A 26582-nucleotide genomic window follows, 5' to 3' on the forward strand; every position below is an offset into this window, starting at 1 on the left:
CAGGCTTACTTCAGCTTCGTGCCGGTCGAGCGCAGCGCGGCGCACGCCTCGGTCACGCGGACGGCCATGCCGGCCTCGGCCAGCTTGCCCCAGGTGCGCGGGTCGTAGGTGGACTTCTTGCCGACCTCGCCGTCGACCTTCAGGACACCGTCGTAGTTGCGGAACATGTGGTCCACGACCGGGCGGGTGAAGGCGTACTGGGTGTCGGTGTCGAGGTTCATCTTCACGACGCCGTTCTCGAGCGCGGTGGCGATCTCCTCGGCCGTCGAGCCCGAACCGCCGTGGAAGACGAAGTCGAACGGGTCGGCCTTGCCGAACTTGGCGGCGACGCCGGCCTGGAGGTCCTTGAGGAGCTCGGGGCGGAGCACGACGTTGCCCGGCTTGTAGACGCCGTGCACGTTGCCGAAGGACGCGGCGAGCAGGTAGCGGCCCTTCTCGCCCAGGCCGAGGGCCTCGGCGGTGCGGATGGCGTCGTCGACGGTGGTGTACAGCTCGTCGTTGATCTCGTGGCTGACGCCGTCCTCCTCGCCACCGGTCGGGGTGATCTCGACCTCGAGGATGATCTTGGCGGCGGCGGCCTTCGCGAGCAGCTCCTGGCCGATGGCCAGGTTGTCGGCGAGGGTCTCGGCGGAGCCGTCCCACATGTGCGACTGGAACAGCGGGTTCCGACCGGCCTTGACGCGCTCGGCGGAGATGTCGAGCAGCGGACGGACGTAGCCGTCCAGCTTGTCCTTCGGGCAGTGGTCGGTGTGCAGCGCGACCGTGATGTCGTACTTCGCCGCGACGATGTGCGCGAACTCGGCCAGGGCAACGGCGCCCGTGACCATGTCCTTGTTGTACTGACCGCCCAGGAACTCGGCACCGCCGGTCGAGATCTGGATGATGCCGTCGCTCTCGGCCTCCGCGAAGCCGCGCAGCGCAGCGTGCAGGGTCTGGGACGAGGTCACGTTGATGGCCGGGTAGGCGAACTTGCCTGCCTTCGCCCGGTCGAGCATCTCGTTGTAGACCTCGGGGGTTGCGATGGGCATTCGTCCGCTCCTTGTGATGTGCGGGGTGTGTGCGTTGCTGTCCCTGACCTAGGGGCGACGTCATCGTCGCGGCCCATCTTTCCAGACTCTTGTGCGGGCTCCCACGGGCGCGGCATGCCGAAGGGCGGGGTGTTTCACGTGAAACACCCCGCCCTCAGGTAAAAACGCAGGTCAGGACCGCCCTGGCGGGGGTCCGGGACCTAAGTCACGACTTCGCGGCGGTTACGCCGGGCCTTACGCCAGGCCGAGCTCGTCCAGCGCGTACGCGTAGAGGTAGGGAACGCCCGCCGTGCCGCTGATCTTCTCGCCGGCTCCGGTGGCCCGGTCCACGATCGTGGCGACGGCCACGACCTCGGCGCCGGCCGCGCGCGCCGCCTCGACGGCGGTCAGCGGCGAGCCGCCGGTGGTGGAGGTGTCCTCGACGATCAGGACGCGACGGCCCTTGATGTCCGGACCCTCGACCTGGCGCTGCATCCCGTGGGCCTTGGCGGCCTTGCGGACGACGAAGGCGTCGAGCCGCTCGCCCCGCCCGGCGGCGGCGTGCAGCATCGACGTCGCGACCGGGTCGGCGCCCAGCGTCAGGCCGCCGACCGCGTCGAAGTCGAGGTCCTTGGTCAGTTCGAGCATGACCTGGCCGACCAGCGGCGAAGCCGCGCCGTCCAGCGTGATCCGGCGCAGGTCCACGTAGTAGTCGGCTTCCAGACCCGAGGAGAGGGTCACCTTGCCGTGCACCACGGCCTTGTCCTTGATCTGCTGGAGCAGCTCAGCGCGTACGTCAGTCATGCCCACGAGCTTAAAGCCGCCGCCAGCTCCAGGTGCTCTCGACCTCCAGGGGGTCGATCGGGGTGACCAGGCGCGGATGGGTGTTGAGGCCGTTCGGCGGACCGGACTGCGGCTCGACGCAGACCGCCTCGGCGGGCTCGTCGTAGATCACGACCCACTCGGCGCGGCTCGCGACCTCGATCTCCAGCTCCTCCGGCCAGGTGAGGGTGACGGCGACGCCGCCGGGCATGCCGAAGCAGTCGTCCCAGGGGCCCGGGAGGGGGTCGATGCGGTGGCCGGTGGGGAGGTGGTTCTCGCCGCGCTCCTCCTGCCAGGAGGGCGTGAAGTCGATCCGTACGTCCTGACCGCCCTGCCCGAGGTTGCGCAGGAACCACGGGTGCCAGCCGGCCTGCGCCGGGAAGGAGTCGTCGTAGGTCTCGACGCCGAAGCGGAGGGTGAGGGAGTCCTCGGAGAGCTCGAAGACCTGGGTGACCCGGCCCTTGTACGGCCAGGGGTCGCCGAGCTCGCAGGTGAAGACGGCCTCGGTCGCGGAGGTCCGGGCGGTCTTCCACGGGATGTCCCGCACGGTGCCGTGGATGGCGTGCGGGGCGGCGTTGACCGGGAGCTGGTGCGTGGTGGCGCCGTTGCGGAAGCGGCCGTTCTCGGTCCGCCCGCACCAGGGCACCATCGGGAAGCTTCCGTACCGCTCGCCCTGGCGCAGCACCTCGGTGCCGGCGATGCGCAGGCTCTCGATCCGGCAGCCGTGGTCGGGGTTGATGGTCAACTCGGCGTCGCCCGCCGTCAGTCGCGTCTGCATGCTCACGCCCTGACCCTAGGGCCTGTCGTCACGTTCCCGCCTGCCCCACGACGCCCCCCAGTCCCGATGAGATCGTTTCAGCGGCGGCGGCGCAGGGCCCGGCCGACGACGACGGCCGAGGCGAGGGCGAGGGCCGCGGCGGGGGCGATCCAGCGCAGGGTGGCGCCGGCGCTCGTCGCCTCGGGGGCGGGGACGGGGGCGTAACGGCCGCGCGGCGGGGCGTGGTCGACCTCCTCGGCGCTCCGCCCGATCATGGTCCGGCGGGCGTGGGCGGCCTCGGCGGCGGGCTGCGGGGCGGGGAACTCGATCGGGGTGTCGGTGAAGTCCTCGTCGAGGAGCGGGTCGAGGGAGGAGGCCGGCAGGGGCGCGTCGAAGACGGCGCTCCGGGCGGACGGCTCCTCCACCCCGTCGTCGACCCCGTCGTCGTCGGTGGCCTCTTCGGGGGCTGCGGGCTCCTCCGCGAGCACGGCCAGCGCCTCCACGAACTTGTCGAGGAGCCTGACGCCCGCCGAGGCGCGCGCCTCGTCGGTCGCGTCGGCGAGCCGGCCGACGGCCGTGAGGGCGCCGGTGAAGTTCAGGCTGGTCCCCTCGGCCACCGGGGTGAGGACGACGGTGAGGGAGAGCTCGGCCGAGCCCTTGCCGCGGGCCTCGGTGCCCTCGCCCTCGTAGGTGATGGCACCGTCCCGCTCGACGACCCGCAGGGTGCCCCGGTACGTGATGGTGTTGCCGCCGACCCGGACCTTCAGCCTGCCCGTGAGGGGCCCGGCCTCCGCGTCGGCGTCCCGCTGGAGACCGGGCACGCAGCGCACGACGCGGGCCGGGTCCGTGAGCGTCGCGCGCAGGGCCTCGGCCGGGACGGGAACGAACACCTCATGCTCCATGGAAGCCGAGCCTACTCAGGGCGGGGCGCGGCGTCGCCTGTTTGCGCCCGGCAGGCGGGTCAGGCTCCGTACCGGGGGTGCACCAGGGTCGAGGGCGGCGGTGCGGCGCCCCGGGTCCGTTCGGCGCGGCGCGCCGCGCTCTCCAGGGTCCCGGCGCCGAGCGAGCGCAGCCGGGGAGCGTCGGGGGCGAGGCGGAGGGCGGGCGGCCGCTCGCCGCGTACGGCCAGGAGGAAGCCCCAGTCCCCCGGCCCCCGCTCCGTGCCGCTGGTGCGGTCGGCGCGGTCGGGTCCGGCGGCGAAGCCGGGGGTGCGGCCGCTCGCCGCGTACGGCCGGGTCGCGAAGCCGGCGGCGCGCAGGGTGGCGTCGACGGTCCAGTAGGTGCGGGGCCGGTCGGTGACCGATCCGGCGTGCACGGCGAACCGTCCGGACTCGGTGAGCACCCGGGCCACCAGGCCGTAGAACTCCTCCGAGTAGAGCTTGGTGCTGGGGGTGATCCCCGGGTCGGGCAGATCGGAGATCACCACGTCGTACCGTTCCTGCAGACGATCGGCGGCGCCCCTCAGCCAGCGGAACGCGTCCGCGTAGGCCACCCGGACGCGGGGGTCGCGGAAGGCCTGGGCGTTGAGCGTGGCGAGCGCCGGGTCCGTACGGGCGAGGCGGACGACCCCGGGGTCGAGTTCGACGACGGTGACGGAGCGGACCCCGGCGTAGCGCAGGACCTCGCGGGCGGCCATGCCGTCGCCGCCGCCGACGATCAGCACGCGCGCGTGGGCGCCGTTCATCGCGGGGTGGACGAGTGCCTCGTGGTAGCGGTACTCGTCGCGGCCGGCCACCCGGAGGCGTCCGTCGAGGAACAGGTCGGGCGGGTCCTCACGGTCCCCGGTGACCACGACCTCCTGGAGCTCGGTGTGGACGGCGACCCGCACCCGGTCCCCGTAGACGGCCCGGCGGGCGGCCTGTTCGAAGTCGTCGACGAGGACGGTCGCGGTGGCGAGGACGGTCAGGACGCACAGGTTGACGGCCACGAGCAGGGCCCGGGACCGGTTGGTGAGGTCGCGGCGGAAGACCCAGAGCACGAGGCCGCCGCCCGCGACGGCGTTGACCGCGCCGGTGACGAGCGCGCCGGTGAGCTGGCCGAGCCAGGGCAGCAGCAGGAAGGGGAAGGCGAGGCCGCCGACGAGCGCGCCGACGTAGTCGGCGGCGAAGAGGTCGGCGACCGTCCCCGCGGCGTCGTCCCGCTCCCCGAGCGGGGCCTGCCGCCCGGCCCGCCCGGATCCGGCGGAGCGCGCGGCCCGATCGGCCCCCGCGGCCTGTCCCCGCTGTATCAGCGACATCAGGAGCGGGATCTCGGCGCCGATGAGCACGCCGATCGCGAGCGAGAACGCCACGAGCACGTACCGCGATTCGCCGAGCCAGGCGAAGGACGCGTACAGCACCATCGCCGAGCAGCCGCCGATCAGCGCGAGTCCGGCCTCGACCAGGCCGAAGCCGACGGCGGCGCGGCAGCGCAGCCGCTTGGCGAGGAGCGAGCCCACCCCCATCGCGAAGACCATCACGGAGAGCACGACGGAGGCCTGCGTGACCGAGTCGCCGATCAAGTACGAGGCGAGGGCGACCAGTTCCAGCTCGTAGACCAGGCCGCAGGCGGCGCAGACGAAGACGACCGCGAGGACCGGGAACCGTACCGCCTCGCGCGGCGGCGGCACGGACCGCCGCGGGGGCGGCCGGCGCACCCGCTTGGGCGGCATGGTCACGGTCGGCTCGATCATGTCCGTAACGCTACGTCACGACTGTCACACCCCTTGTCACCCACACGAGTGCACATGGCGCTCCGAGAGGGCGCATCAGAGCGTTGCGGGCATACGTGCGCCAATGCGGGTCCTGGTCACCACCAACTGCCCTTCCTGCGGGTAGGCGTGCCAGGTGCGCCACCGCACCTGGCCCTCGTGACGCTGCGCCAGCATCGCGGTGAAGGCGTGCGGGGAGCCGGGGAAGGTCCCCGCGAGCCCGTTGGGGTGGTCGGCGACGAGCGCGAGGAGCTCCTGCGCACGGCCCGCGAAGGAGCCCTGCGAGAGCGTCTCGACGCGCGCCGCGAATTCGTACTCCCATTCGCCGACGCGCTTGGAGACGCCGAGCGGGAGCGGGGTGCTGCTGCCGGGCATGCAGGCCACGGTCTCCGAGCAGTGGCGCCCCTCCTCCTCCAGGAGGACCTGGTGGGAGGCGCCGAGCAGCCTCAACTGGAGCTTGGCTCCGGAGAGTTCGAGATCGAGCACGGCGAGCGCGGGCAGCGGCTCGCGCCCGAGGGCCCAGGCCAGATCGGCCGCGCGCGTATCGGTGTAGGAGGTCTTCAAGGTGGTGAGCATGGGTCGGCTCCGCAAACACGGTTTGACGGGTGGGCCGGGGGCGCCCCGGAGAAGGGTTCTACGGGAGTGGGGAATCGCCGGCTCGGGTCCACACACGGTCCGAGGGCTGTCTCTGTCAGGAGCGAGAGAACCACGGACGCCGGGCGACTCGCAGCGTTTTTACCCAACTTGCTGTGTTTTCCAACCCCTTCGGGGCCCCAACAGTTCACTTGTTCAGTCAGCTGCCGCCACCGCAGCCACCCCCGCCGCAGCCGGACCCGCAGGAGCCGCCCGATCCGCAGGAGCTGCTGCCGCCGCAGCCGCCACCGCCGCCGCCGTCGGCCCAGCTGCCGCCCTTGCGCCCGCCGCGCCGCTTGCCCCCGCCCTTCCGCCGGCCGGAGAACAGCCCGATCACCACCAGCGCGAAGACGATGAAGATCACGAATTCCATGAGTACTACCCCCGTTTCTCTGTGCGAGGGGGATGCCCGGTCCGACACCCCGTCAAATCCGACTTGAGCGAGTCCAGAGCTTCAGCTGCACGAGGAGCTGGAGCAGGAGGAACTGGAGCACGAGGAGCTCGAACACGACGAGCTCGAACACGAGGAGCTGGAGCAGGAGAACGAAGGGGACGAGGAGCAGGAAGTGGAGGACGAGGAGGAGGCGGCGGACGAGGAGGACGATCCCGCCCACCAGCTGTCGCCCCCACCGCTCCCGCGCTTCGCCCCGCCCGTCCCCCTCATCCCGCTCGCGACGAGCCACACCGCGAACGCGAGTACGGCCGCGATCCCGAGGATGAAGAATGCGATGTCCATGCCAGGGCGATCCCCGCTCCGCCCACCCGTCAAAGCGCACTTGAGCAAGTCCAGAGCTTGGCCCCAGGATGGCGGTCATGACACGACCGCTGCTCAATCGCCGCCTCGCCGAGTTCGGGACGACGATCTTCGCCGAGATGTCCGCGCTCGCTGCCAGGACCGGGTCGATCAACCTCGGTCAGGGCTTCCCCGACACCGACGGCCCGGAGGAGATCCGGGAGGCGGCGGTCCGGGCGCTGCGGGACGGCCTCGGCAACCAGTACCCGCCCGGCCCCGGCATCCCCGAGCTGCGGACGGCGATCGCCGACCACCAGCGGGAGCGGTACGGCCTCGGGTACGACCCCGACACCGAGGTCCTCGTCACGGCGGGCGCCACCGAGGCGATCGCGGCGGCGCTGCTCGCCCTGGTCGAGCCGGGCGACGAGGTCATCGCCCTGGAGCCGTACTACGACTCGTACGCGGCCTGCATCGCCATGGCCGGCGGCACCCGCGTCCCCGTCACCCTCCGCCCCCACGAGGGCACCCGCGGCGGAGCCGCTGATCGACGCTACGTCCTCGACCTCGACGAGCTGCGGGCCGCCGTCACCGACCGGACCCGGCTGATCCTGCTCAACACCCCGCACAACCCCACCGGCACGGTCCTCACCCGCGCCGAACTGACCGCCGTCGCCGAGCTCGCGATCGAGCGGGACCTGCTGGTCGTCACGGACGAGGTGTACGAGCACCTGGTCTTCGACGACGCCGCGCACCTCCCGATCGCGAGCCTCCCCGGCATGCGGGAGCGCACGGTCACCATCGGCTCGGCCGGCAAGACGTTCTCGTTCACCGGCTGGAAGGTCGGCTGGATCACCGCGAGCCCCGGGCTGACCTCCGCCGTCCGCTCGGCCAAGCAGTTCCTCACGTACGTCTCCTCGGGCCCCTTCCAGTACGCGGTGGCCGAGGCCCTGCGTCTCCCGGCCGCCTACTTCGACAGCCTCCGCGCCGAGCTGAGCGCCAAGCGGGACCTGCTGAGCGAGGGCCTCGCGCAGGCGGGCTTCGAGGTCTACCGCCCGGCCGGCACCTACTTCGTCACCACCGACATCCGCCCCCTCGGCGCCACCGACGGCTTCGCCTTCTGCCGCTCCCTCCCGGAGCGCGCCGGCGTCGTCGCCATTCCCAACGCCGTCTTCTACGACCACCGCGAGGCCGGCGCCCCCTTCGTCCGCTTCGCCTTCTGCAAGCGGACCGAGGTCCTGGAGGAGGCCGTCTCGCGCCTCAAGGCCCTCAGCGCCTGAGCCGCCCCCGCCCCGCCCCGGCCGTTCGGCCGGGTGGGGGTGTGGCGTGCGCGCCCCCCGGGCGCCGGGACGATCGTCGGGTAGACCGATTTACCGACAACGATCGGTCCGCCCTTACACGGAGCCGGTGATGACCGCGTTCGCCGCCTGGGCGCTGTACGCGCTGCTCACCCGCCGGTGGCTCGCGGCGGCCTCCCTCGCCTGCCTCGCCGGGCTCACCCGGCCGAACGGGGTCGCGGTCGCCGCCGCCGTCCTGGCCGCCGTCGGCTGCGCGCTGTGGCGGACCCGGGGCCGGTCCGGGCCGCGGGTGTGGGCGGCGGGCCTGCTCGCACCGGCGGGCTGGCTCTCGTACGTGCTCTGGGTCGGGGTCCGCAGCGGCGATCCGCTCGGCGGCTACTTCGCCGTGCAGAAGGGCTGGACGTCCCGCTTCGACTTCGGGAAGGGCGCCCTCGTCTTCGTACGGGACATGCTGGGCGGCCCCACGCAGTTCGGCTTCGCGATGGCGCTGCTCATCACCGGCGCCGGGGTACTGCTCTTCGCGCTCCTCGTGTGCGGGGAGCGGCTGCCGCTGCCCGTCCTCGCCTACACGGCGGTGCTCGTGGTCATCGCCGTCGGCGGCTCGGGCTTCTTCGAGTCGAAACCGCGCTTCCTGCTGCCGGCCTTCCCGCTGCTGCTGCCGCTCGCGGCGGCACTGACGAAAGCCCGGCCGAGGGCCGCGATCCTGGTGGTCACGGCCCTGGCCGGGCTCTCTTGCTGCTACGGGGCGTACGCCCTGACGCTCGCGCGCATGGCGATCTGAGGCGCCAGGAGCACGGAGGGGGCTTACGCCTCCTCGTCGTCGCCGGCGGCCTTCTCCTCGGGGGACTCCAGGCCGAACTGCTCGACGATCCACTTGTCGAACTCGATGGAGGCGCGGACCCAGCTCACCGTGGAGGACACGAAGTGCTCCAGGGCGACGCCGGTGCCGATCAGCATCTGCGCCTCGCCGATGAGGCGGAGGGTGGCGGAGCCGTCCTCCTCCTCGTGCAGGTGCGTGTACACCTTGGGCCACAGGGTGCGGCGGTTCCAGTCGTCGATCGCGTCGAGGATCTTCGTGCGATCGTCGGAGTCGTGCGGGCGGTCGTAGAACGTCCGCACCGAGAAGACCTGCTGCTCGCCCTCGCCACGGAACATGAAGTACGTGCGGAACTCCTCCCACGGCGCCGCGAGGTCACCCTCGTCGTCGACGACGTACTTGAGTTCCATCTGCTCGAGGAGCTGCTTGACGAGGTCCTGGTCGGGGACGACGGGGCCCGCCGGTCCTGCGGCCTGAGGCTGGGGCTGGCCCCCGAAATTCGGAATCGAGGACGGGTCGATGCTCACCGTTATTTCCCTTCGTACGGATGCTCGCCATCCTCCCCCATGCCGGGCGGTACGTGGCAAGCCCCGCTGGTCCGTAAGCGGCAAGATCCGCTGCCAGCTGACATGATCTCGTGCCCATGGGGGACGCGAAGAAGAAATCCCGGTGGTGGATCTGGCTCCTGGTGGGGCTCCTGGCGCTCTGCGGTCTGCCCGTCGCGCTGATGGCCTGGGGCGCCTACTCCCTCACCGAGGGCAGCAGGACGCAGCCGGTGGACTGCGCCGAGGCGATGACGTTCGCCCGCGGCCGGCTTCCCGCCTCCGCCGAGGACGCCCGCTGCACCGGGACGCACTGGCAGGACTCGTACGTCACCGTGGATTTCCGGATGCCGCGCGCCGGGGTCGCCGACTGGCTGAAAGCCACCTATCCGACCGGCGAGCGTCCGGTGTCCTGCCCGGGGGACCTGTGCCTGGACGTGGACTACGACCAGGTGCTCTACGTGAACGTGAAGGTGGTGTACGAGGACGGCGGCACCGCCCTCGTACACCTCAGCTCCTTCGACATGTAGCCCGCCGGGACGGCTACCCCGCCGCTCCGACGATCAGCCCGTCCTCGAAGCGGTCCACCCGGACCGTGTCGCCGTCCACGACCTCGCCCGCGAGGATCTCCTTCGCGAGCCGGTCGCCGATCGCCGTCTGGATCAGGCGGCGCAGCGGCCTGGCGCCGTACGCCGGGTCGTTGCCCTCCTCGGCGAGCCACTCCAGGGCCGCCGGGGTGACGTCCAGGGTGAGGCGCCGCTCGGCGAGCCGCTTCGCGAGCCGGTCGATCTGGAGCTGCGCGATCCGGCCCAGCTCGGCCCGGTCGAGCGCCGAGAAGACGACCAGGTCGTCCAGACGGTTGAGGAACTCGGGCTTGAAGCTCGCCCGCACGACGTCCAGGACCTGCTGCTTCTTCACGTCCTCCGGGGTCAGCGGCTCGACGAGGTACTGGCTGCCCAGGTTCGACGTCAGGATCAGGATGGTGTTGCGGAAGTCCACCGTCCGGCCCTGTCCGTCGGTCAGGCGTCCGTCGTCCAGGACCTGGAGCAGGACGTCGAAGACCTCCGGGTGCGCCTTCTCCACCTCGTCGAGCAGGACCACGCTGTACGGGCGGCGGCGGACCGCCTCCGTGAGCTGGCCGCCCTCCTCGTAGCCGACGTAGCCGGGAGGCGCGCCGACGAGCCGGGCGACGGAGTGCTTCTCGCCGTACTCCGACATGTCGATGCGGATCATGGCCCGCTCGTCGTCGAAGAGGAAGTCCGCGAGCGCCTTCGCCAGCTCGGTCTTGCCGACGCCGGTCGGGCCGAGGAAGAGGAAGGAGCCGGTGGGCCGGTCCGGGTCGGCGATTCCGGCGCGGGTGCGGCGCACCGCGTCGGAGACTGCCTGGACGGCCTCGGACTGGCCGATGAGGCGTCGCCCGAGCTCGTCCTCCATGCGGAGCAGCTTCTGCGTCTCGCCCTCCAGGAGGCGTCCTGCCGGGATGCCGGTCCAGGAGCCGACCACGTCCGCGATGTCGTCGGGGCCGACCTCCTCCTTGACCATGGTGTCCTTCGAGGACTCCTGCTGGGCCTCGGCCTCGCTCGCCTCCTCCAGTTCCCGCTCCAGGCCCGGGATCTCCCCGTAGAGCAGCTTGGAGGCGGTGTCGAAGTCGCCGTCGCGCTGGGCGCGCTCGGCGCGGCCGCGGGTCTCGTCGAGGCGCTCCTTCAGCTCGCCGACCCGGTTGAGGGACTGCTTCTCCTTCTCCCAGCGGGCGGTCAGACCGCGCAGCTCCTCCTCGCGGTCGGCGAGGTCGCGCCGCAGCTTCTCCAGGCGCTGCTTGCTCGCCGCGTCCGTCTCGTTCTTCAGGGCCAGCTCCTCCATGCGGAGCCGGTCCACGGAGCGCTGGAGCTCGTCGATCTCGACGGGCGAGGAGTCGATCTCCATGCGGAGCCGGGAGGCGGCCTCGTCGACGAGGTCGATGGCCTTGTCGGGCAGGAAGCGGGAGGTGATGTACCGGTCGGAGAGGGTCGCGGCGGCCACCAGCGCGGAGTCGTTGATCTGCACCTTGTGGTGGGCCTCGTACCGGCCCTTGAGGCCACGGAGGATCGCGATGGTGTCCTCGACGGTCGGCTCGGCGACCAGGACCTGCTGGAAGCGGCGCTCCAGGGCGGGGTCCTTCTCGATCCGCTCGCGGTACTCGTCGAGGGTGGTCGCGCCGACCATGCGGAGCTCGCCGCGGGCCAGCATCGGCTTCAGCATGTTGCCGGCGTCCATGGCGGAGTCGCCGCCCGCACCCGCGCCGACGACCGTGTGCAGCTCGTCGATGAAGGTGATGATCTGGCCGTCGCTCTCCTTGATCTCGGAGAGGACGGTCTTCAGGCGCTCCTCGAACTCGCCGCGGTACTTCGCGCCGGCGACCATCGCGCCGAGGTCGAGCGAGACCAGCCGCTTGTTCTTCAGGGACTCGGGGACGTCGCCCTTCACGATCCGCTGGGCGAGGCCCTCGACGACGGCGGTCTTGCCGACGCCGGGCTCGCCGATGAGGACCGGGTTGTTCTTGGTGCGGCGGGACAGCACCTGGACCACGCGCCGGATCTCGTGGTCGCGGCCGATGACCGGGTCCAGCCTGCCCTCGCGCGCGGCGGCGGTGAAGTCCGTGCCGAACTTCTCCAGCGCCTTGTACTGCCCCTCCGGGTCGGGTGTGGTCACCCGGCGTCCTCCCCTGCTCTTCTCGAACGCGTCGAGCAGCTTCGATGCGCTCGCGCCTTGCGCGTCGAGGATCTCACCGGCCCTGCCGCCCTTGGCGGCGATCGCGACCAGGAGGTGCTCGGTCGACAGGAAGTCGTCGCCGAGCTCCTTGGCGCGCTTGTCGGCGTCGGCGATGACGGCGAGGAACTCGCGGTTGGGCTGCGGGGGCGCGACCGTGGACCCGGTGACGCTCGGCAGTGCGGCGAGCAGCCGCTCCGCGCCGCCGCGGACGACGGCCTGGTCGGCGCCGACGGCGGCCAGCAGGTCGGTGATGTTCTCGTTGTCCTGACCGGCCAGGAGGGCCAGCAACAGATGGGCGGGGGTCAGGTCGGCGTGCCCTTCGGACACGGCGCGGCTGCTCGCCGCGTTGATCGCTTCCCGGCTCCTGTTGGTCAGTTCGGCGTCCACGTGCGGTGCTCCTTCTGGGTTCTCGTGGGTCCTCTCCTTCTATGACCTCTCCAGGGTACACAAAGTTGAGTCGACTCCGCTCAAGGTATCGGAGGGAGTCCTGCCGCAGGTAGTTTCCGGGCATGGCCACAGACCCGAGGAACCCCTCCGACTCGTACCTGAGCTTCTGGCGCGAGTACCACATGTGCACCCTGACCACCCCGCGCCCGGACGGCACACCGCACGTCGTCGCGGTCGGCGTCACGTACGACCCCGAGGGCGGGTACGCGCGCGTGATCACCAACAAGAACAGCCGGAAGGTCGCCAACGTCCTGGCGGCGGGCGCGGACGGCGCGCGGGTCGCGGTCTGCCAGGTCGACAAGGGGCGCTGGGCCACCCTGGAGGGCGTCGCCCGCATCCGTACGGAGGAGGAGGTCGTCGCGGACGCCGTCGCCCGCTACGCCGAGCGGTACGGCCGGACGCCGGCCCCGAACCCGGACCGGGTCGTCATCGAGATCGCCCTCACCCGGGCGATGGGCCGCGCCTGACCGCGGACACGCAGACGCACAGCGGCGCCATCGCGTTTCAGGTCCGCGATGGCGCCGCTGTGTGGGGGAAGTGCCGGAGCGATCTACAACGACGGGGGAATCGCTCAGGCACTGCGGGGGGTGGCGGTGATGGCCTCTGGTTCGATCAGCTGGTGGTCCCGCTGATCGAGATTGACGAAGATCATGCCGTACCGGATGGCACAGCGGATGGGCTGCGGCGCGCCGCGGGGACGGCGCAGACAGCGGTACGCGCGGACGTCTTCGTCCTGTTCGCGGGCGACGACGATCGGCTCTCCGAAGAGCGTGACCTTCAGCGAGTCACCACGGTGGGGGATGGCCGTGGCGAGATCGACGAAGTGCCAGCCGGAGCGATAGGCCGAGGCCATCTCCCGGCGGAACCTGGGGTCATCGGGCACATTCATGTCCCGACTAGCTCCAGCCGGGGTCCGCGGGGGCCACGCTCCAGCCCGGGTCATCGACGAGCGTGGACCCGGTCAGGTGCCAACCCGGGTCGAGCTGAGCGGCCTGCACCTGCGCGGGCTCCGAGTGCCAGCCCGGGTCGAGGGCCACTCCCGCGCCCACTGTGGCGGCCGCGATGAAGGCGACTCCGGCCGCCGCGCGTATGAGCTTCTTCATCATCACCGAGCAACCTCACTTGAAGGCAACGTCTACTTCCAACCCCCGCGAGTAAGACGATGGCTTACTCTCTGCGCCTGCACCACCAAACCCAGGCATCATGTTCCTGAGATGCAGGAGCCTGGGGGTGTACATATGCGGAAACAAGCGGACGAAACAGGTCACCCTCATTCGCACGCCGAACTGTGCGAAGCGGGCGCCGAGCTGTACGCGGCCGCTCTGCGGACCGGGCGAATACCCCGGTCAGAGGCGGTCGAGGCACCGTGCCTCCTCGACCTCTCGCTGCTCCACCCCGACCCCGACGACGCGCAGTGGCTCCGTCCGGTTCCCCCCTCCGCCGCGCTCGCCCAGCTGCTCCAGCCGATCGAACGGGAAATACTCGACCGCCGCCGGCGCACCGTCGCCCTGTCGGACGCTTTCGAGCCGTTCATGGCCATCAGCGCCCACGACTCACCCACCACACACGCCATCACCGTGCTCGAGGGCATCGACCGCATCAACTCGACCCTCGACCGCGTCGTGGCCAACTGCCGCAGCGAGCTCCTCACCGTCCAGCCGGGCGGCGGCCGCCCCGCGCAGGCCCTCAGCGAGGCCCTGGACCGCGTCTCCCCGCTCCTGGGGCGCGGCATCAGCATGCGGACCCTCTACCAGCACACCGCGCGCCACACCGAGCTCACGCTGACCTATCTGGAGCACGTCGGGCCCGAGGTCCAGGTCCGCACCCTCGAAGAGATCATCGACCGGCTGATCATCGTCGACCGCGAGGTCGCCTTCATCCCGGCCCGCAGCGACCGCCAGGTCGCCCTGGAGCTGCGCCACCCAGGCCTGGTCGCCTACCTCGGCGGCGTCTTCGACCAGTTCTGGCAGCTGGCGGTGCCGATACGGGAGGAGATCCCGTACGACATCAAGACGGACGGCATCGGCGGCGTCCAGCGCTCCATCGCCAAGCTCCTCGTCGAGGGACACGTCGACGAGGCCATCGCCCGCCGGCTCGGGATGAACGTGCGGACCTGCCGGGCGCACATCGCCAAGCTCGCCGCCGCCCTCGGCAGCGGGAGCCGGGCGCAGCTCGGCTATCTGATCGCCCAGTCCGGGATCCTCGAACGGGACAGCTGAGCGGTCCGGGACACCGGGACAGCGGGCCACCGGGACGGCTGAACGGTCCCGGACAACGGCAGAGGCCCCCTCCACCATCGGTGAAGGGGGCCTCCGTGCCTGATACGGGAGCTACTCGCCGCGCTTCGGCCGCCACACCACGAGGGCGCTCGCCTGCTGCACGTCGGTGTACGGCACCAGGTCCCGGCGGTACGAGGCGTGCACCTGGGCCTCGCGCTGGCGCAGCGTCGCCGCCGCGCCCTCGACCGCCGCCGACAGCTCGGACACACGTGCCTGGAGCGCCGCGACCTGGTTCTCCAGTTCGATGATCCGCTTGATTCCGGCCAGGTTGATGCCCTCGTCCTGCGACAGCTGCTGGACGGTGCGCAGCAGCTCGATGTCACGGGCCGAGTAGCGGCGGCCTCGTCCGGCCGTGCGGTCCGGGGAGACCAGGCCGAGACGGTCGTACTGCCGGAGGGTCTGCGGGTGCAGACCGGAGAGCTGGGCCGCCACCGAGATGACGTACACCGGCGACTCGTCGGTCAGTTCGTACGGATTGCGTCGGCGCCCTTCCACCGGGTCACGCTCCCTTCGCGGCCTGGAACAGCTCGGCCCGCGGGTCCTCCGAGGCGGTCGCCTCGCGGAAGGTCTCCAGGGCCTCGCGTGCCTTGTCGTCCAGCTCCTTCGGCACCGCCACCTCGACCGTCACGAGGAGGTCGCCGCGCGTGCCGTCCTTGCGGACCGCGCCCTTGCCCCGGGCGCGCATGGTCCTGCCGTTCGGGGTGCCCGCGGGCAGCTTGAGGGTGACCGCGGGGCCGCCGAGGGTCGGCACCTTGATCTCGCCGCCGAGCGCCGCCTCCGAGAAGGAGACCGGCACCGTGACGGTGAGGTTGTCGTCCTTGCGGCCGAAGACCGGGTGGTCGTCGACGTGCACGACGACGTACAGGTCGCCGTTCTGCCCGCCGCGCTCGCCCGGCGCTCCCTTGCCGCGGAGACGGATCTTCTGGCTGTCGCTGACGCCCGCGGGGATGCGGACCTGCATGGTCCGGGAGGACTTGGCCCGGCCGCTGCCCTTGCAGACCTCGCAGGGGTTCTCGGCGATCAGGCCGCGGCCCTTGCAGTCCACGCAGGGGTCGGTGAGCGAGAACGAGCCGCTGCCGCCGCGCGAGACCTGCCCGGTGCCGACGCAGGTCGGGCACACCCGGGGCGTGCCGTTCTTGTCGCCGGTGCCCGAGCACGCCGCGCACGGCTGCTGGCTGGACATCCGCAGCGGTACGGTCGCGCCCTCGATGGCCTCGGTGAAGCTGAGCGTCACCTCGGACTCGATGTCCTGGCCCCGCCGCGGCTGGGTGCGCGTGGCGCCCCCGCCGCGGTTGAACAGGCCGCCGAAGACGTCCCCGATGCCGCCACCACCGCCGAATCCGCCGCCGCCCGCCCCGCCCTGGGCGCCTCCGAAGAGGTCGCCCAGGTCGAAGTTGAACGAGCCGCCGCCTCCGGGGCCGCCGGCCCTGCCCCCCTGACCAAAGAGGGCGCCGTTCCCGAAGAGGGCGCGGGCGTCGTCGTACTCCTTGCGCTTCTTGGGGTCGCCGATGACGTCGTTCGCCTCGGAGATCTCCTTGAAGCGCGCCTCGGCGCTCGCGTCACCCTTGTTGGCGTCCGGATGGTTCTCGCGGGCGAGCTTCCGGTACGCCTTCTTGATCTCGGCCTCGGTGGCGTCCTTGGGGACGCCGAGAACCTTGTAGTAGTCCTTCTCGACGAAGTCCTTCGTATTCATCGACGTCCCTCCTCCCGCTTCCGGGTACGGCTGTTACTCGCTGTCCTTCTCGGACTTGTTGGGGTCTTCCGACTCCTCGGCCTTCGCCTGCGCCCCGGGCTGGGGCTCGGCGACGGCCACGCGGGCGGGCCGGATGGTCCGCTCGCCGATCCGGTACCCCGGCTGCAGGATCGCCACGCAGGTCGTCTCGGTGACGTCCGGCGCGTACGAGTGCATCAGGGCCTCGTGGATCGTCGGGTCGAAGGGCTCGCCCTCCTTGCCGAACTGCTGCAGACCCATCTTGGCGACGACGGTCTCCAGCGATTCGGCCACCGACTTGAACCCGCCCACGAGCTCGCCGTGGTCCCGGGCCCGGCCCACGTCGTCGAGCACGGGAAGGAGCTCGGACAGGAGGCTCGCGACGGCGATCTCCTTGACCGTGACCCGGTCCCGCTCCACGCGGCGGCGGTAGTTCTGGTACTCGGCCTGGAGCCGCTGGAGGTCCGCGGTGCGCTCGGTGAGCGCGGTGCGGGCCTGGTCCAGCTGCGCCAGCAGGGCTACGTCCGTAGCGTCCCCGGCCGGGGCCGTCGAGTCCTCCTCGGACTCGACGGCCTCGGCGGCGTCGTCAGCGGTGGCGCCGGAGGGGACGTCGGGCTTCTCCTCGAAGCCCGGGGTCTCCTCGGTCACGCCTGGCCGCCCTTCTGGGGCTCGTCGTCGATGATCTCGGCGTCGACCACGTCGTCGTCGGCCTTGGCCTGCGCGCCACCCTCGGCGCCGCCGGCGGCCTGGGCGCCCTGGGCGTCGGCGTACAGCGCCTGGCCGAGCTTCTGCGAGACGGCCGCGACCTTCTCGGTGGCGGTGCGGATCTCGGCGGTGTCCTCGCCCTTGAGCTTCTCCTTCAGCTCGACGAGCGCGGCCTCGACCTCGGCCTTGACGTCACCGGGGAGCTTGTCCTCGTTGTCCTTGATGAACTTCTCCGTCTGGTAGACGAGCTGCTCACCCTGGTTGCGGGACTCGGCGGCCTCGCGGCGGCGGTGGTCCTCGTCCGCGTACTGCTCGGCCTCCTGGCGCATCCGGTCGACCTCGTCCTTCGGCAGCGAGGAGCCGCCGGTGACGGTCATCTTCTGCTCCTTGCCCGTGCCCAGGTCCTTCGCGGTCACGTGCATGATGCCGTTGGCGTCGATGTCGAAGGCGACCTCGATCTGCGGGACGCCACGCGGGGCCGGCGGCAGACCGGTCAGCTCGAACATGCCGAGCTTCTTGTTGTACGCCGCGATCTCGCGCTCGCCCTGGTAGACCTGGATCTGCACGGACGGCTGGTTGTCCTCGGCCGTCGTGAAGATCTCGGACCGCTTGGTCGGGATCGTGGTGTTGCGCTCGATGAGCTTGGTCATGATGCCGCCCTTGGTCTCGATGCCGAGGGACAGCGGGGTCACGTCGAGGAGCAGGACGTCCTTGACCTCACCCTTGAGGACACCGGCCTGGAGCGCGGCGCCGATGGCGACGACCTCGTCCGGGTTGACGCCCTTGTTGGCGTCCTGACCGCCGGTCAGCTCCTTGACGAGCTCGGCGACGGCCGGCATGCGGGTCGAGCCACCGACGAGGACGACGTGGTCGATCTCGGAGAGCTGGATGCCCGCGTCCTTGATGACGTTGTGGAACGGCACCTTGCAGCGGTCGAGCAGGTCCGAGGTGAGCTGCTGGAACTGGGCGCGCGTGAGCTTCTCGTCCAGGTGCAGCGGGCCCTCGGCGGAGGCCGTGATGTAGGGCAGGTTGATCGAGGTCTCGGTCGAGGACGAGAGCTCGATCTTCGCCTTCTCCGCGGCCTCGCGGAGACGCTGGAGAGCCATCTTGTCCTTGGCCAGGTCCACGCCGTGACCGTTCTGGAACTGCGTCACCAGGTAGTCGACGACGCGCTGGTCCCAGTCGTCACCACCGAGGTGGTTGTCACCGTTGGTGGCCTTCACCTCGACGACGCCGTCGCCGATCTCCAGGAGGGACACGTCGAAGGTGCCGCCACCGAGGTCGAAGACGAGGATCGTCTGGTCGTCCTTGTCGAGGCCGTACGCCAGGGCGGCCGCGGTCGGCTCGTTGACGATGCGCAGGACGTTGAGGCCCGCGATCTCACCGGCCTCCTTGGTGGCCTGACGCTCGGAGTCGTTGAAGTACGCCGGGACGGTGATGACCGCGTCGACGACCTTCTCGCCCAGGTACGCCTCGGCGTCGCGCTTGAGCTTCTGCAGGATGAAGGCGCTCATCTGCTGCGGGTTGAAGCTCTTGCCGTCGATGTCGATCTTCCAGTCGGTGCCCATGTGGCGCTTGACCGACCGGATGGTCCTGTCGACGTTGGTGACGGCCTGGCGCTTGGCCACCTCGCCGACGAGCACCTCGCCGTTCTTCGCGAAGGCGACGACGGACGGCGTGGTCCTGGCGCCCTCGGCGTTGGTGATGACGGTGGGCTCGCCGCCTTCCAGAACGCTGACGACGGAGTTAGTCGTGCCCAGGTCGATGCCGACCGCACGTGCCATTTCGATTCCTCCAGCTGACTGACTTGAGTGGAACTGACTCAAGGATGCACGAGGAGGTCGCCTGCGTCAACAGACCTGAGTGGAGGCGACTCAACTCTTCGTCGGCCGCTCCACTCAAAGGGCGTGCCGCTCCCCTCTTTGACCAGGTTCGCATGAGAGGGTCCGGACATAGTCAGGACATGTCCGGGGATTCCGGGAACCAGGATTCCCGCCGAAGGGTGTGAGCGCATGACGGCGAAGCGCGCGTTCGACGTGGCGGGCGGGCTCGCCCTGCTCCTCGCGCTCTCGCCCCTGATCGCCTGGACCGCGCTGTCCGTCACCCTCGGCGGCAGCGGCACGGTCCTGCGCCGCCGGACGGTGGCCGGCCTGGAGGGGCGGCCCTTCACGATGCTGACCTTCCGCACGAAGAGCCCGCTGGCCGCCCTGCCGCTGCTGCTGCACGTGATCGCGGGCCGGATGTCGCTCGTCGGACCGTGCCCACTGACCCCGGCCCACCGCGAGTGCGCGGGCGAGGGCCGCCGCCGGCTCTCCGTACGCCCGGGACTGACCGGACCGTGGCAGATCAGCGGCCGATCGGACCTGCCGTGGGAGGAGCGCGAGCTGCTCGATCTCCACTATGTGGACCACCACTGGCTGGGGATGGATCTGCTGATCCTTGCGCGTACGCTTCCAGCTGTACGCAGGCGTCGCGCGGCAAGGTTTGCCTGAGCGACACATATCACCGCGAGCGCCGCTACAGCGCGGCGCCGTGACCGGGTAATCTCAGCAGGAACTCAATAAGTTACCGCTTAGTAGGCCCGCCCGAGGAGCCCGTCATGCAACTCGCCGCGATCATCGTGTCGATCGCCATCACGGTGGTGGCCGTCGCGCTGTTCGGCCGCGCCACCGTGCAGATCTACCGCTTCGTGCGGCTCGGTCAGCCGGTGCCCGCCGGTACACGCACCGGTGACCCCAAGCAGCGCACCATCACGCTGGTCAAGGAATTCCTCGGCCACACGCGCATGAACCGCTGGGGCATCGTCGGCTTCGCGCACTGGTTCGTCGCGGTGGGCTTCTTCTCGCTGCTCCTCACGATCGTCAACGCCTTCGGCCAGCTCTTCCAGGCCGACTGGCTGATCCCGATCATCGGCGACTGGCTGCCGTACGAGATCTTCACCGAGTTCCTCGGCCTGATGACGGTCCTCGGCATCGTGACCCTCATCGTCATCCGCCAGCTGAGCAAGCCGACCAGGGCCGGCCGCAAGTCCCGCTTCGCCGGCTCCAAGACCGGCCAGGCGTACTTCGTCGAGGCCGTCATCCTGATCGTCGGCGTCTGCATCATGACGCTCCGCGCCCTCGAAGGCGTCCAGCACCACGTGACGAGCTGGGAGCCGGGCTTCTTCGCCTCGTACCCGCTGATCGCGCTCCTGGACGGCCTGGACCTGAGCACGATCCAGTACCTCACCTACTTCTTCGCGTGCCTCAAGATCGTCACGTCCTTCACCTGGATGATCACGGTCTCGCTCAACACCAACATGGGTGTGGCCTGGCACCGCTTCCTCGGCTTCCCGAACATCTGGTTCAAGCGCAACGCCGACGGCTCCACCGCCCTGGGCGCGCTCCAGCCGATGACCACCGGCGGCAAGGAGATCGACTGGGAGGACCCGGCCGAGGACGCCGTCTTCGGTGTCTCCCAGGTCGAGCAGTTCTCCTGGAAGGGCATCCTCGACTTCTCCACCTGCACCGAGTGCGGCCGCTGCCAGTCGCAGTGCCCCGCCTGGAACACCGGCAAGCCGCTCTCCCCGAAGCTCCTCATCATGTCGCTGCGCGACCACGCGCACGCCAAGGCGCCGTACCTGCTCGCGGGCGGCGGCAAGGACATGGAGGGCAACGAGAAGGCGTCCGAGGAGCAGCTCAAGGACGTCCCCGCCGCCGCCCTCGCCGAGGCCGAGCGCCCCCTCATCGGCACCGCCGAGGAGAACGGCGTCATCGACCCCGACGTCCTGTGGTCCTGCACCACCTGCGGCGCCTGCGTCGAGCAGTGCCCGGTCGACATCGAGCACATCGACCACATCGTCGACATGCGCCGCTACCAGGTGATGATCGAGTCCGCGTTCCCGTCCGAGGCGGGCACGATGCTCAAGAACCTGGAGAAGAAGGGCAACCCCTGGGGCCTGGCGAAGAAGCAGCGCGTCGAGTGGACCAAGGAGGTCGACTTCGAGGTCCCGATCGTCGGCAAGGACGTCGAGGACCTCACCGAGGTCGACTACCTCTACTGGGTCGGCTGCGCCGGCGCCCTCGAGGACCGCGCCAAGAAGACCACCAAGGCCTTCGCCGAGCTGCTCCACATCGCGGGCGTCAAGTTCGCGATCATGGGCGGCGAGGAGAAGTGCACCGGTGACTCCCCGCGCCGCCTGGGCAACGAGCCGCTCTTCCAGCAGCTCGGCCAGGAGAACGTCGCCATGCTGAACATGGCGTTCGGCGAGGACGACGAGGACGAGACGACCAAGAAGCCGAAGTCGGCGAAGAAGATCGTCTCGACCTGCCCGCACTGCTTCAACACCATCGCCAACGAGTACCCGCAGCTCGGCGGCGAGTACGAGGTCATCCACCACACCCAGCTGCTCCAGCACCTCATCGACGAGGGCAAGCTGATCCCGGTGACCCCGGTCGAGGGCCTCATCACCTACCACGACCCCTGCTACCTGGGCCGGCACAACAAGGTCTACACGCCGCCGCGCGAGATCATGTCCGCCGTCCCCGGCCTGCGCCAGCAGGAGATGCACCGCCACAAGGAGCGCGGCTTCTGCTGCGGCGCCGGTGGTGCCCGGATGTGGATGGAGGAGCGGATCGGCAAGCGCATCAACAACGAGCGCGTCGACGAGGCCCTGTCCCTCAACCCGGACATCGTCTCCACCGCCTGCCCGTTCTGCCTCGTCATGCTCACGGACTCCGTGAACGGCAAGAAGAACGAGGGCAAGGCCAAGGAGTCCGTCACGGTCGTGGACGTGGCGCAGCTGCTCCTGGACTCGGTGAAGGCCCCGGTCGACCCGGAGCCGGAGGCCGCGGCGGAGGAGCCGGAGCCGGCCGTCTGACCCCGGACGGGTGACCGGACATGTGACCGGCATGGGAAAGGGCCGCCCCCGCGCTTCCGAAGCGCGGGGGCGGCCCTTTCGCGTGTGCCTCAGCGGTGCTGGGAGACGAGGGTCCCGTGGAAGTTGTAGGTCCAGCTCTTGCCGCCGGGGACGGAGATCTTGACGTAGGGCCGCCCGTCCTTGCCGGCGAAGAAGGTGGCGGTGTGCCCGTCGGGCAGCTTGACGACCTTGGTGGTGTTGACGGGGACCTGCTTCTTGGGGGCGGGCTTGAGCTTCGGGGCCGGCTTGGGAGCGGGCTTCGGCTTCGGCTTCGGGGTGGGCTTCGGGGCGGGTCCCTTGTCCAGCCAGGAGGAGACGGTGCCGTCGGGCCGGAGGACGACGTGGAGCCCGTTGTTCTCCCCGTACGCGGGCTTGCCGTCGCTGCTGACGAGGGTGTCGATCAGGGAGCCGCCGCCGTAGATCTCGGCGGAGAAGCGGCCGGGCCCGTCCTGGTAGACCCTGGCGAGGGAGCCGTCGGCGAGGTCGACGTTCCACCAGAAGACCGGCTGGTCACTCACGGCCGGGCCGGTCGCCGTCCGGTCGCTCGCCGCCTGGTCGCCCGCGGTCGGGGCCGGGGAATCGGCGGCGAAGGCGGCCCCGGCGGCCGGCAGGAGGAGCGCGGTGGCGGCCCCGGTGGCGACGGCGGCGGTACGGACGGAACGACGGGTGGCACGCATCGGAAGAGCTCCTTGCTCGGGTCGCTGACATCTCCGAAGCTACGAGTACGACATTGAGGTGATACGTCGGATTTGTAACAGCGCTCCGGCGCCTCCCCCACGACCGCGTCACGACCCACGCCACCCCTGGGGGATGTCACAGCTCAGTGGCAAGGAACGGGCGGAGGAGCGAGCACACAGCGGAAACGGGTACGTTCAACGACGTGGCTGGATTCAGGAACGGACGCGGCCGGGACAACCGCCCCCCGCAACAACAACGACCGCAGCAGGCGCCGTACGGGTACAACGCGGCCCCGCCGCCCAACCCGCAGCAGCAGTGGCAGCAGCCGCCGCAGGGGCAGTCGTACGGGCAGTCGTACGGGCAGCAGGGGCAGCACGGGCAGCAGCCCTACGGGGAGCCGGAGTACTTCGGCGAGCCGTACGGCGGGCAGCAGCACCAGCAGCACGCGGCGGCGGCGAACAACCCGGGCCACACCCAGATGTTCAGCGTCGACGACCCGTACGGGCAGGCGGGGCCGGCCCCCGCCCCCGTACCGACGGGCCCCCGGCTCCCGTGGAAGGCGCTCCTGAGCGGCATCGTGCTCCGCCCGGCGGACACGTTCCTGCAGATGCGGGACCACGCCGTCTGGGGACCGGCGCTGATCGTCACGTTCCTCTACGGGCTCCTCGCGATCTTCGGCTTCGACAAGGCCCGCGAAGAGGCGATCAACGCGACGCTGTCGACGGCGATCCCGTACGTCCTGATGACCGCCCTCGGCTTCGTGCTCGGCGGTCTGATCCTGGGCGCGGTCACCCACACCCTCGCGCGCCAGCTGGGCGGCGACGGCGCCTGGCAGCCCACGATCGGCCTGTCGATGCTGATCATGTCGATCACGGACGCGCCGCGCCTGGTCTTCGCGCTCTTCCTGGGCGGCGAGAACGGCCTGGTGCAGGTCCTCGGCTGGGCGACCTGGCTGGCGGCGGGCGCGCTGTTCACGGTGATGGTGAGCCGCTCGCACGACCTGCCGTGGCCGAAGGCCCTGGGAGCGTCGGCGATCCAGCTGGTGGCGCTGCTGAGCCTGATCAAGCTGGGCATGCTCTGACGCACGGAAAAGCCCCCACCGCGAGCGGTGGGGGCTTTCGCATGTCCGGGGGGCTCAGGCGTCGAGGACCTGACCCTCGCGCTTCACGACGGGCGGCTCGACCGACCAGGGGAAGTTGATCCACTCGTCGGTCTTCTTCCACACGTACTCGCACTTCACGAGGGAGTGGGACTTCTCGTAGATGACGGCGGAGCGGACCTCGGCGACGTGGTCGACGCAGAAGTCGTGGACGAGCTTCAGCGTCTTGCCGGTGTCGGCGACGTCGTCGGCGATGAGCACCTTCTTGTCGCTGAAGTCGATGGCGTTGGGGACGGGCGCGAGCATGACGGGCATCTCGAGCGTGGTCCCGACGCCGGTGTAGAACTCGACGTTCACCAGGTGGATGTTCTTGCAGTCCAGGGCGTAGGCGAGCCCGCCGGCGACGAAGACACCGCCGCGCGCGATGGAGAGCACGATGTCGGGCTCGTAGCCGTCGTCGGCGATGGTCTGCGCCAGCTCGCGGATGGCGGTGCCGAAGCCCTCGTACGTCAGGTTCTCGCGTACTTCACTCATGCCTGCGACCGCCTCACACCTGGGTCCGATGGAAGTTCATGTAGGAGCGGGAGGCCGTCGGGCCCCGCTGGCCCTGGTACCGCGAGCCGTACCGCTCGCTCCCGTACGGGAACTCGGCGGGCGAGCTCAGCCGGAACATGCACAGCTGGCCGATCTTCATGCCGGGCCAGAGCTTGATCGGCAGGGTGGCGAGGTTCGACAGCTCCAGGGTCACGTGCCCGGAGAAACCGGGGTCGATGAACCCGGCGGTGGAGTGCGTGACGAGCCCCAGCCGCCCCAGAGAGCTCTTCCCCTCCAGACGCGACGCGATGTCGTCCGGCAGGGTGATGACCTCGTAGGTCGAGGCGAGCACGAACTCGCCCGGGTGCAGGATGAACGCCTCGTCGCCCTCCGGCTCCACCTCGCGCGTCAGGTCGAGCTGCTCGACGGCGGGGTCGATGTGCGGGTAGCGGTGGTTCTCGAACACCCGGAAGAAGCGGTCAAGCCTCACGTCGATGCTCGAGGGCTGCACCATGGATTCGTCGTACGGGTCGATGCGCACCCGCCCGGCATCGATCTCGGCCCGGATGTCCTTGTCTGAGAGAAGCACGCCCCCCACGATACGCAGAGGGCGCGGACCTGCCCCAATCGGCAGCCGCCCGCGCCCCGCACCTCACGGCTCAGCGCCGCCCGGCCTCCACCGGCACCGCGTGCCGCAACCGCGCACAGCGCGGACAGCGGATCAGCCGCCCGGGCCCGATCCGCCCGGCACCGAGCTGCTGAAGCGGGAACGAGGCGGTACTGAACACATGCCCTTCGGCACAACGGACGACGGTGCGCTCCATCGAAGCCATCAAGTCCCTTCCCCTACACATGTGGTGGACGATCAGACACATTAGGGGATGAAGGGGGCGCCCTCCACGCGGCACTCCGCACGGACGAAGGCATGAGCTTCGCCTCAAGTGGCGCATGGGGTACAGTGTGCAACGATGCGGCACGGATCATCCGGCCGCTTTGCGGATGTAGTTTAATGGTAGAACATGAGCTTCCCAAGCTTATAGCGCGGGTTCGATTCCCGTCATCCGCTCTTGAGAGAAGGCCCAGGTCAGTGACCTGGGCCTTCTTCGTTGTCTAGATCCCCCTCGCCTCGCCGTGCCCTCCGCGTGCCCCAACTCGCAGGATTGCCCAGGTCGGAGGAACTGTCCGCGCGCCGTTCGCGCCCCTGAAAGGCAGTTGGCTGACGCGTCCGGTCGGGCAGCGCCTACCCCCGCGCCCGTCGACCGGGCGGCGGGTCCGGGTCCACGGGGAAGAGGGGCCGGGCGCCCGCCATCTCCAGGAGGCGCCGGAGCTGGGGCCGGGGGGCCGCCAGGCGGATGACGGTGCCGGCCCCTTGGGCTGCGCGGCGCCCGGCGAGGAGTGCGTTCAGCGCCGAGGAGGAAACCGTCCGGCCATGGTGATCACTCCTTGGGTGCGGGTCACGTGCCGCGCTGGTCGCGGGCGTCCCGGCGGAGCCGGTCGGTGTGTCGGGTCATGGCGTCGACGCGCTCGGCAAGCTCGGCGTCCTCGGGCCGCAGGTGGGCACGGGTGCCGGTCAAGGGGCGGACGAGGCGTGCGGTGTCGTTGTGGGCGAGGGCCTGGTTCAGGTCGCCGATGGCGCCCTCGGCGTCGTCGGCGAGGCCCGTGAGGGCGGTGATCTGGCCGGCGAGCCGGCGCAGGTCGGCGGCGTTGTCCCGGGCCCAGGCGTCCACGCTGCGGTCGGCGGCGCGGGCGTCCCGGGTGGCCTGAACGCGCTCCTCGCCCGTACTTCCGGCCTTCCCCGGCCGCAGACGCAGGTAGCGGCGCTCGGCGGCCTGGCGGCTGGCGACTCCAAGGGGGCCGGCGAGGTCGGCCCAGCTGGCGCCCTCGCTGCGGGCGGTTTCGATCAGGCCCGTTTCCCAGCCGCCCAGCTGCTCGCGGACCTCGCGCAGCATCAGCAGAGCGGCCAGGGCCGGGTGGGGGCCCGCGCCCGCTGCCGACGGCGCTGCCGATGTGCCCGTGGAGGCTTGCTGCGCTTCCCTGACGGCCTGGTTGATGGTCTCCAGCGCCGCGGCGGCAGCCAGGAAGGTGACGGGTGTGGTCGGCTCCGCGGCCTCGTTCATGACGGCTCCCGAATCTGTCATCCTCCAGATGACTTCACGCTTGTCATCATTTCGATGACATGTTACAACGGG

28 protein-coding genes and 1 tRNA gene are annotated in these 26582 nt (G+C 70.5%); 9 read left to right on the forward strand and 20 right to left on the reverse strand.

The annotated features are described in order from the left end of the window. Nucleotides 1–5: 5 nt before the first annotated feature. The 8 genes from fbaA to ACF07V_RS33320 all read right to left on the reverse strand — a co-directional run bounded on the left by fbaA (nucleotide 6) and on the right by ACF07V_RS33320 (nucleotide 6522). The gene (gene fbaA, locus ACF07V_RS33285) at nucleotides 6–1028 is read right to left on the reverse strand and encodes a class II fructose-bisphosphate aldolase (RefSeq protein WP_392159413.1); all 1023 of its coding nucleotides are present in this window, start codon (nucleotides 1026–1028) and stop codon (nucleotides 6–8) included. A gap of 234 nt (nucleotides 1029–1262) precedes the next feature. Beyond that, entirely contained in the window at nucleotides 1263–1811 is a 549-nt protein-coding gene (gene pyrE / locus ACF07V_RS33290; protein WP_392159414.1) for an orotate phosphoribosyltransferase, read from the reverse strand. A gap of 10 nt (nucleotides 1812–1821) precedes the next feature. Continuing rightward, entirely contained in the window at nucleotides 1822–2607 is a 786-nt protein-coding gene (locus ACF07V_RS33295) for an aldose 1-epimerase (RefSeq protein ID WP_392159462.1), read from the reverse strand. 77 nt (nucleotides 2608–2684) lie between these two features. Continuing rightward, the gene (locus ACF07V_RS33300) at nucleotides 2685–3488 is read right to left on the reverse strand and encodes an SRPBCC family protein (protein ID WP_392159415.1); all 804 of its coding nucleotides are present in this window, start codon (nucleotides 3486–3488) and stop codon (nucleotides 2685–2687) included. Between the two features lie 59 nt (nucleotides 3489–3547). Beyond that, on the reverse strand, nucleotides 3548–5257 hold the full coding sequence (locus ACF07V_RS33305) for a polyamine aminopropyltransferase (protein ID WP_392159416.1): 1710 nt from the start codon (nucleotides 5255–5257) through the stop codon (nucleotides 3548–3550). A 75-nt stretch (nucleotides 5258–5332) separates the two neighbouring features. Then, entirely contained in the window at nucleotides 5333–5851 is a 519-nt protein-coding gene (locus tag ACF07V_RS33310) for a DUF2617 family protein (RefSeq protein ID WP_392159417.1), read from the reverse strand. Nucleotides 5852–6068: 217 nt separating this feature from the next. Continuing rightward, nucleotides 6069–6281, reverse strand: a complete 213-nt coding sequence (locus ACF07V_RS33315; RefSeq protein ID WP_392159418.1) for a hypothetical protein — start codon at nucleotides 6279–6281, stop codon at nucleotides 6069–6071. A gap of 52 nt (nucleotides 6282–6333) precedes the next feature. Further along, entirely contained in the window at nucleotides 6334–6522 is a 189-nt protein-coding gene (locus ACF07V_RS33320; RefSeq protein ID WP_392159419.1) for a hypothetical protein, read from the reverse strand. Nucleotides 6523–6721: 199 nt separating this feature from the next. On the opposite strand from ACF07V_RS33320, the gene ACF07V_RS33325 reads away from it, so the two are divergent. Together ACF07V_RS33325 and ACF07V_RS33330 are read left to right on the forward strand one after the other, a co-directional pair. After that, nucleotides 6722–7918, forward strand: coding sequence for a pyridoxal phosphate-dependent aminotransferase (locus tag ACF07V_RS33325; protein ID WP_392159420.1), 1197 nt, complete (start codon nucleotides 6722–6724; stop codon nucleotides 7916–7918). A gap of 130 nt (nucleotides 7919–8048) precedes the next feature. Continuing rightward, on the forward strand, nucleotides 8049–8717 hold the full coding sequence (locus tag ACF07V_RS33330) for a hypothetical protein (protein ID WP_392159421.1): 669 nt from the start codon (nucleotides 8049–8051) through the stop codon (nucleotides 8715–8717). A 23-nt stretch (nucleotides 8718–8740) separates the two neighbouring features. Here ACF07V_RS33330 and ACF07V_RS33335 read toward each other — a convergent pair whose 3' ends face one another. Further along, entirely contained in the window at nucleotides 8741–9280 is a 540-nt protein-coding gene (locus tag ACF07V_RS33335) for a YbjN domain-containing protein (protein ID WP_392159422.1), read from the reverse strand. A gap of 116 nt (nucleotides 9281–9396) precedes the next feature. Here ACF07V_RS33335 and ACF07V_RS33340 point away from each other — a divergent pair, with 116 nt between their 5' ends. Further along, nucleotides 9397–9825: a hypothetical protein gene (locus ACF07V_RS33340; protein WP_392159423.1), complete on the forward strand. Its 429-nt coding sequence runs from the start codon at nucleotides 9397–9399 to the stop codon at nucleotides 9823–9825. A gap of 13 nt (nucleotides 9826–9838) precedes the next feature. Here ACF07V_RS33340 and clpB read toward each other — a convergent pair whose 3' ends face one another. Next, nucleotides 9839–12430 (reverse strand): ATP-dependent chaperone ClpB, encoded by a 2592-nt coding sequence (clpB, locus tag ACF07V_RS33345; protein ID WP_392159424.1) that lies wholly within the window; start codon nucleotides 12428–12430, stop codon nucleotides 9839–9841. Nucleotides 12431–12552: 122 nt separating this feature from the next. On the opposite strand from clpB, the gene ACF07V_RS33350 reads away from it, so the two are divergent. Next, entirely contained in the window at nucleotides 12553–12957 is a 405-nt protein-coding gene (locus tag ACF07V_RS33350; protein WP_392159425.1) for a pyridoxamine 5'-phosphate oxidase family protein, read from the forward strand. A gap of 104 nt (nucleotides 12958–13061) precedes the next feature. On the opposite strand, the gene ACF07V_RS33355 is transcribed toward ACF07V_RS33350, so the two are convergent. Together ACF07V_RS33355 and ACF07V_RS33360 are read right to left on the reverse strand one after the other, a co-directional pair. Next, the gene (locus ACF07V_RS33355) at nucleotides 13062–13379 is read right to left on the reverse strand and encodes a (2Fe-2S)-binding protein (protein ID WP_041129982.1); all 318 of its coding nucleotides are present in this window, start codon (nucleotides 13377–13379) and stop codon (nucleotides 13062–13064) included. Between the two features lie 7 nt (nucleotides 13380–13386). Continuing rightward, nucleotides 13387–13596 (reverse strand): hypothetical protein, encoded by a 210-nt coding sequence (locus ACF07V_RS33360; RefSeq protein ID WP_392159426.1) that lies wholly within the window; start codon nucleotides 13594–13596, stop codon nucleotides 13387–13389. A 132-nt stretch (nucleotides 13597–13728) separates the two neighbouring features. Between ACF07V_RS33360 and ACF07V_RS33365 the strand changes: the two genes are divergently transcribed. Further along, the gene (locus tag ACF07V_RS33365; RefSeq protein ID WP_392159427.1) at nucleotides 13729–14709 is read left to right on the forward strand and encodes a helix-turn-helix transcriptional regulator; all 981 of its coding nucleotides are present in this window, start codon (nucleotides 13729–13731) and stop codon (nucleotides 14707–14709) included. Between the two features lie 111 nt (nucleotides 14710–14820). Here the strand turns inward: ACF07V_RS33365 and ACF07V_RS33370 are convergent, their stop codons facing one another. The 4 genes from ACF07V_RS33370 to dnaK are packed head-to-tail and all read right to left on the reverse strand — an operon-like array spanning nucleotide 14821 to nucleotide 18969. Beyond that, a complete protein-coding gene (locus ACF07V_RS33370) occupies nucleotides 14821–15264 on the reverse strand; it encodes a heat shock protein transcriptional repressor HspR (protein ID WP_392159428.1) in 444 nt (147 codons plus the stop codon). A 4-nt stretch (nucleotides 15265–15268) separates the two neighbouring features. Continuing rightward, entirely contained in the window at nucleotides 15269–16462 is a 1194-nt protein-coding gene (gene dnaJ, locus ACF07V_RS33375) for a molecular chaperone DnaJ (protein WP_392159429.1), read from the reverse strand. Between the two features lie 33 nt (nucleotides 16463–16495). Continuing rightward, nucleotides 16496–17128 (reverse strand): nucleotide exchange factor GrpE, encoded by a 633-nt coding sequence (grpE, locus tag ACF07V_RS33380; RefSeq protein ID WP_392159430.1) that lies wholly within the window; start codon nucleotides 17126–17128, stop codon nucleotides 16496–16498. Continuing rightward, on the reverse strand, nucleotides 17125–18969 hold the full coding sequence (gene dnaK / locus ACF07V_RS33385; protein WP_392159431.1) for a molecular chaperone DnaK: 1845 nt from the start codon (nucleotides 18967–18969) through the stop codon (nucleotides 17125–17127). The genes grpE and dnaK overlap by 4 nt, the downstream gene beginning before the upstream one ends. A 228-nt stretch (nucleotides 18970–19197) precedes the next feature. Here dnaK and ACF07V_RS33390 point away from each other — a divergent pair, with 228 nt between their 5' ends. Next, nucleotides 19198–19677, forward strand: a complete 480-nt coding sequence (locus ACF07V_RS33390) for a sugar transferase (protein ID WP_392159432.1) — start codon at nucleotides 19198–19200, stop codon at nucleotides 19675–19677. A 107-nt stretch (nucleotides 19678–19784) separates the two neighbouring features. Then, complete coding sequence (locus ACF07V_RS33395; protein WP_392159433.1) at nucleotides 19785–22043, forward strand: (Fe-S)-binding protein; 2259 nt, start codon at nucleotides 19785–19787, stop codon at nucleotides 22041–22043. A gap of 89 nt (nucleotides 22044–22132) precedes the next feature. Here ACF07V_RS33395 and ACF07V_RS33400 read toward each other — a convergent pair whose 3' ends face one another. Beyond that, complete coding sequence (locus ACF07V_RS33400; protein WP_392159434.1) at nucleotides 22133–22759, reverse strand: hypothetical protein; 627 nt, start codon at nucleotides 22757–22759, stop codon at nucleotides 22133–22135. Nucleotides 22760–22962: 203 nt separating this feature from the next. Here ACF07V_RS33400 and ACF07V_RS33405 point away from each other — a divergent pair, with 203 nt between their 5' ends. Continuing rightward, nucleotides 22963–23841 carry a Yip1 family protein gene (locus ACF07V_RS33405; RefSeq protein ID WP_392159435.1) on the forward strand — a complete coding sequence of 293 codons (879 nt, stop codon included), beginning with the start codon at nucleotides 22963–22965 and terminating at the stop codon, nucleotides 23839–23841. A 54-nt stretch (nucleotides 23842–23895) separates the two neighbouring features. On the opposite strand, the gene ACF07V_RS33410 is transcribed toward ACF07V_RS33405, so the two are convergent. Further along, nucleotides 23896–24393 carry a phosphoribosyltransferase gene (locus ACF07V_RS33410; RefSeq protein WP_392159436.1) on the reverse strand — a complete coding sequence of 166 codons (498 nt, stop codon included), beginning with the start codon at nucleotides 24391–24393 and terminating at the stop codon, nucleotides 23896–23898. Between the two features lie 13 nt (nucleotides 24394–24406). Beyond that, nucleotides 24407–24982: a dCTP deaminase gene (dcd, locus tag ACF07V_RS33415; RefSeq protein WP_030690788.1), complete on the reverse strand. Its 576-nt coding sequence runs from the start codon at nucleotides 24980–24982 to the stop codon at nucleotides 24407–24409. 406 nt (nucleotides 24983–25388) lie between these two features. On the opposite strand from dcd, the gene ACF07V_RS33420 reads away from it, so the two are divergent. After that, nucleotides 25389–25459, forward strand: a tRNA-Gly gene (locus ACF07V_RS33420). Between the two features lie 388 nt (nucleotides 25460–25847). Here the strand turns inward: ACF07V_RS33420 and ACF07V_RS33425 are convergent. Further along, nucleotides 25848–26510: an HSP18 transcriptional regulator gene (locus ACF07V_RS33425; RefSeq protein WP_392159437.1), complete on the reverse strand. Its 663-nt coding sequence runs from the start codon at nucleotides 26508–26510 to the stop codon at nucleotides 25848–25850. Between the last annotated feature and the right edge of the window lie 72 nt (nucleotides 26511–26582).

It is taken from the genome of Streptomyces sp. NPDC015661 (assembly GCF_043077765.1).
GTDB lineage: Bacteria > Actinomycetota > Actinomycetes > Streptomycetales > Streptomycetaceae > Streptomyces.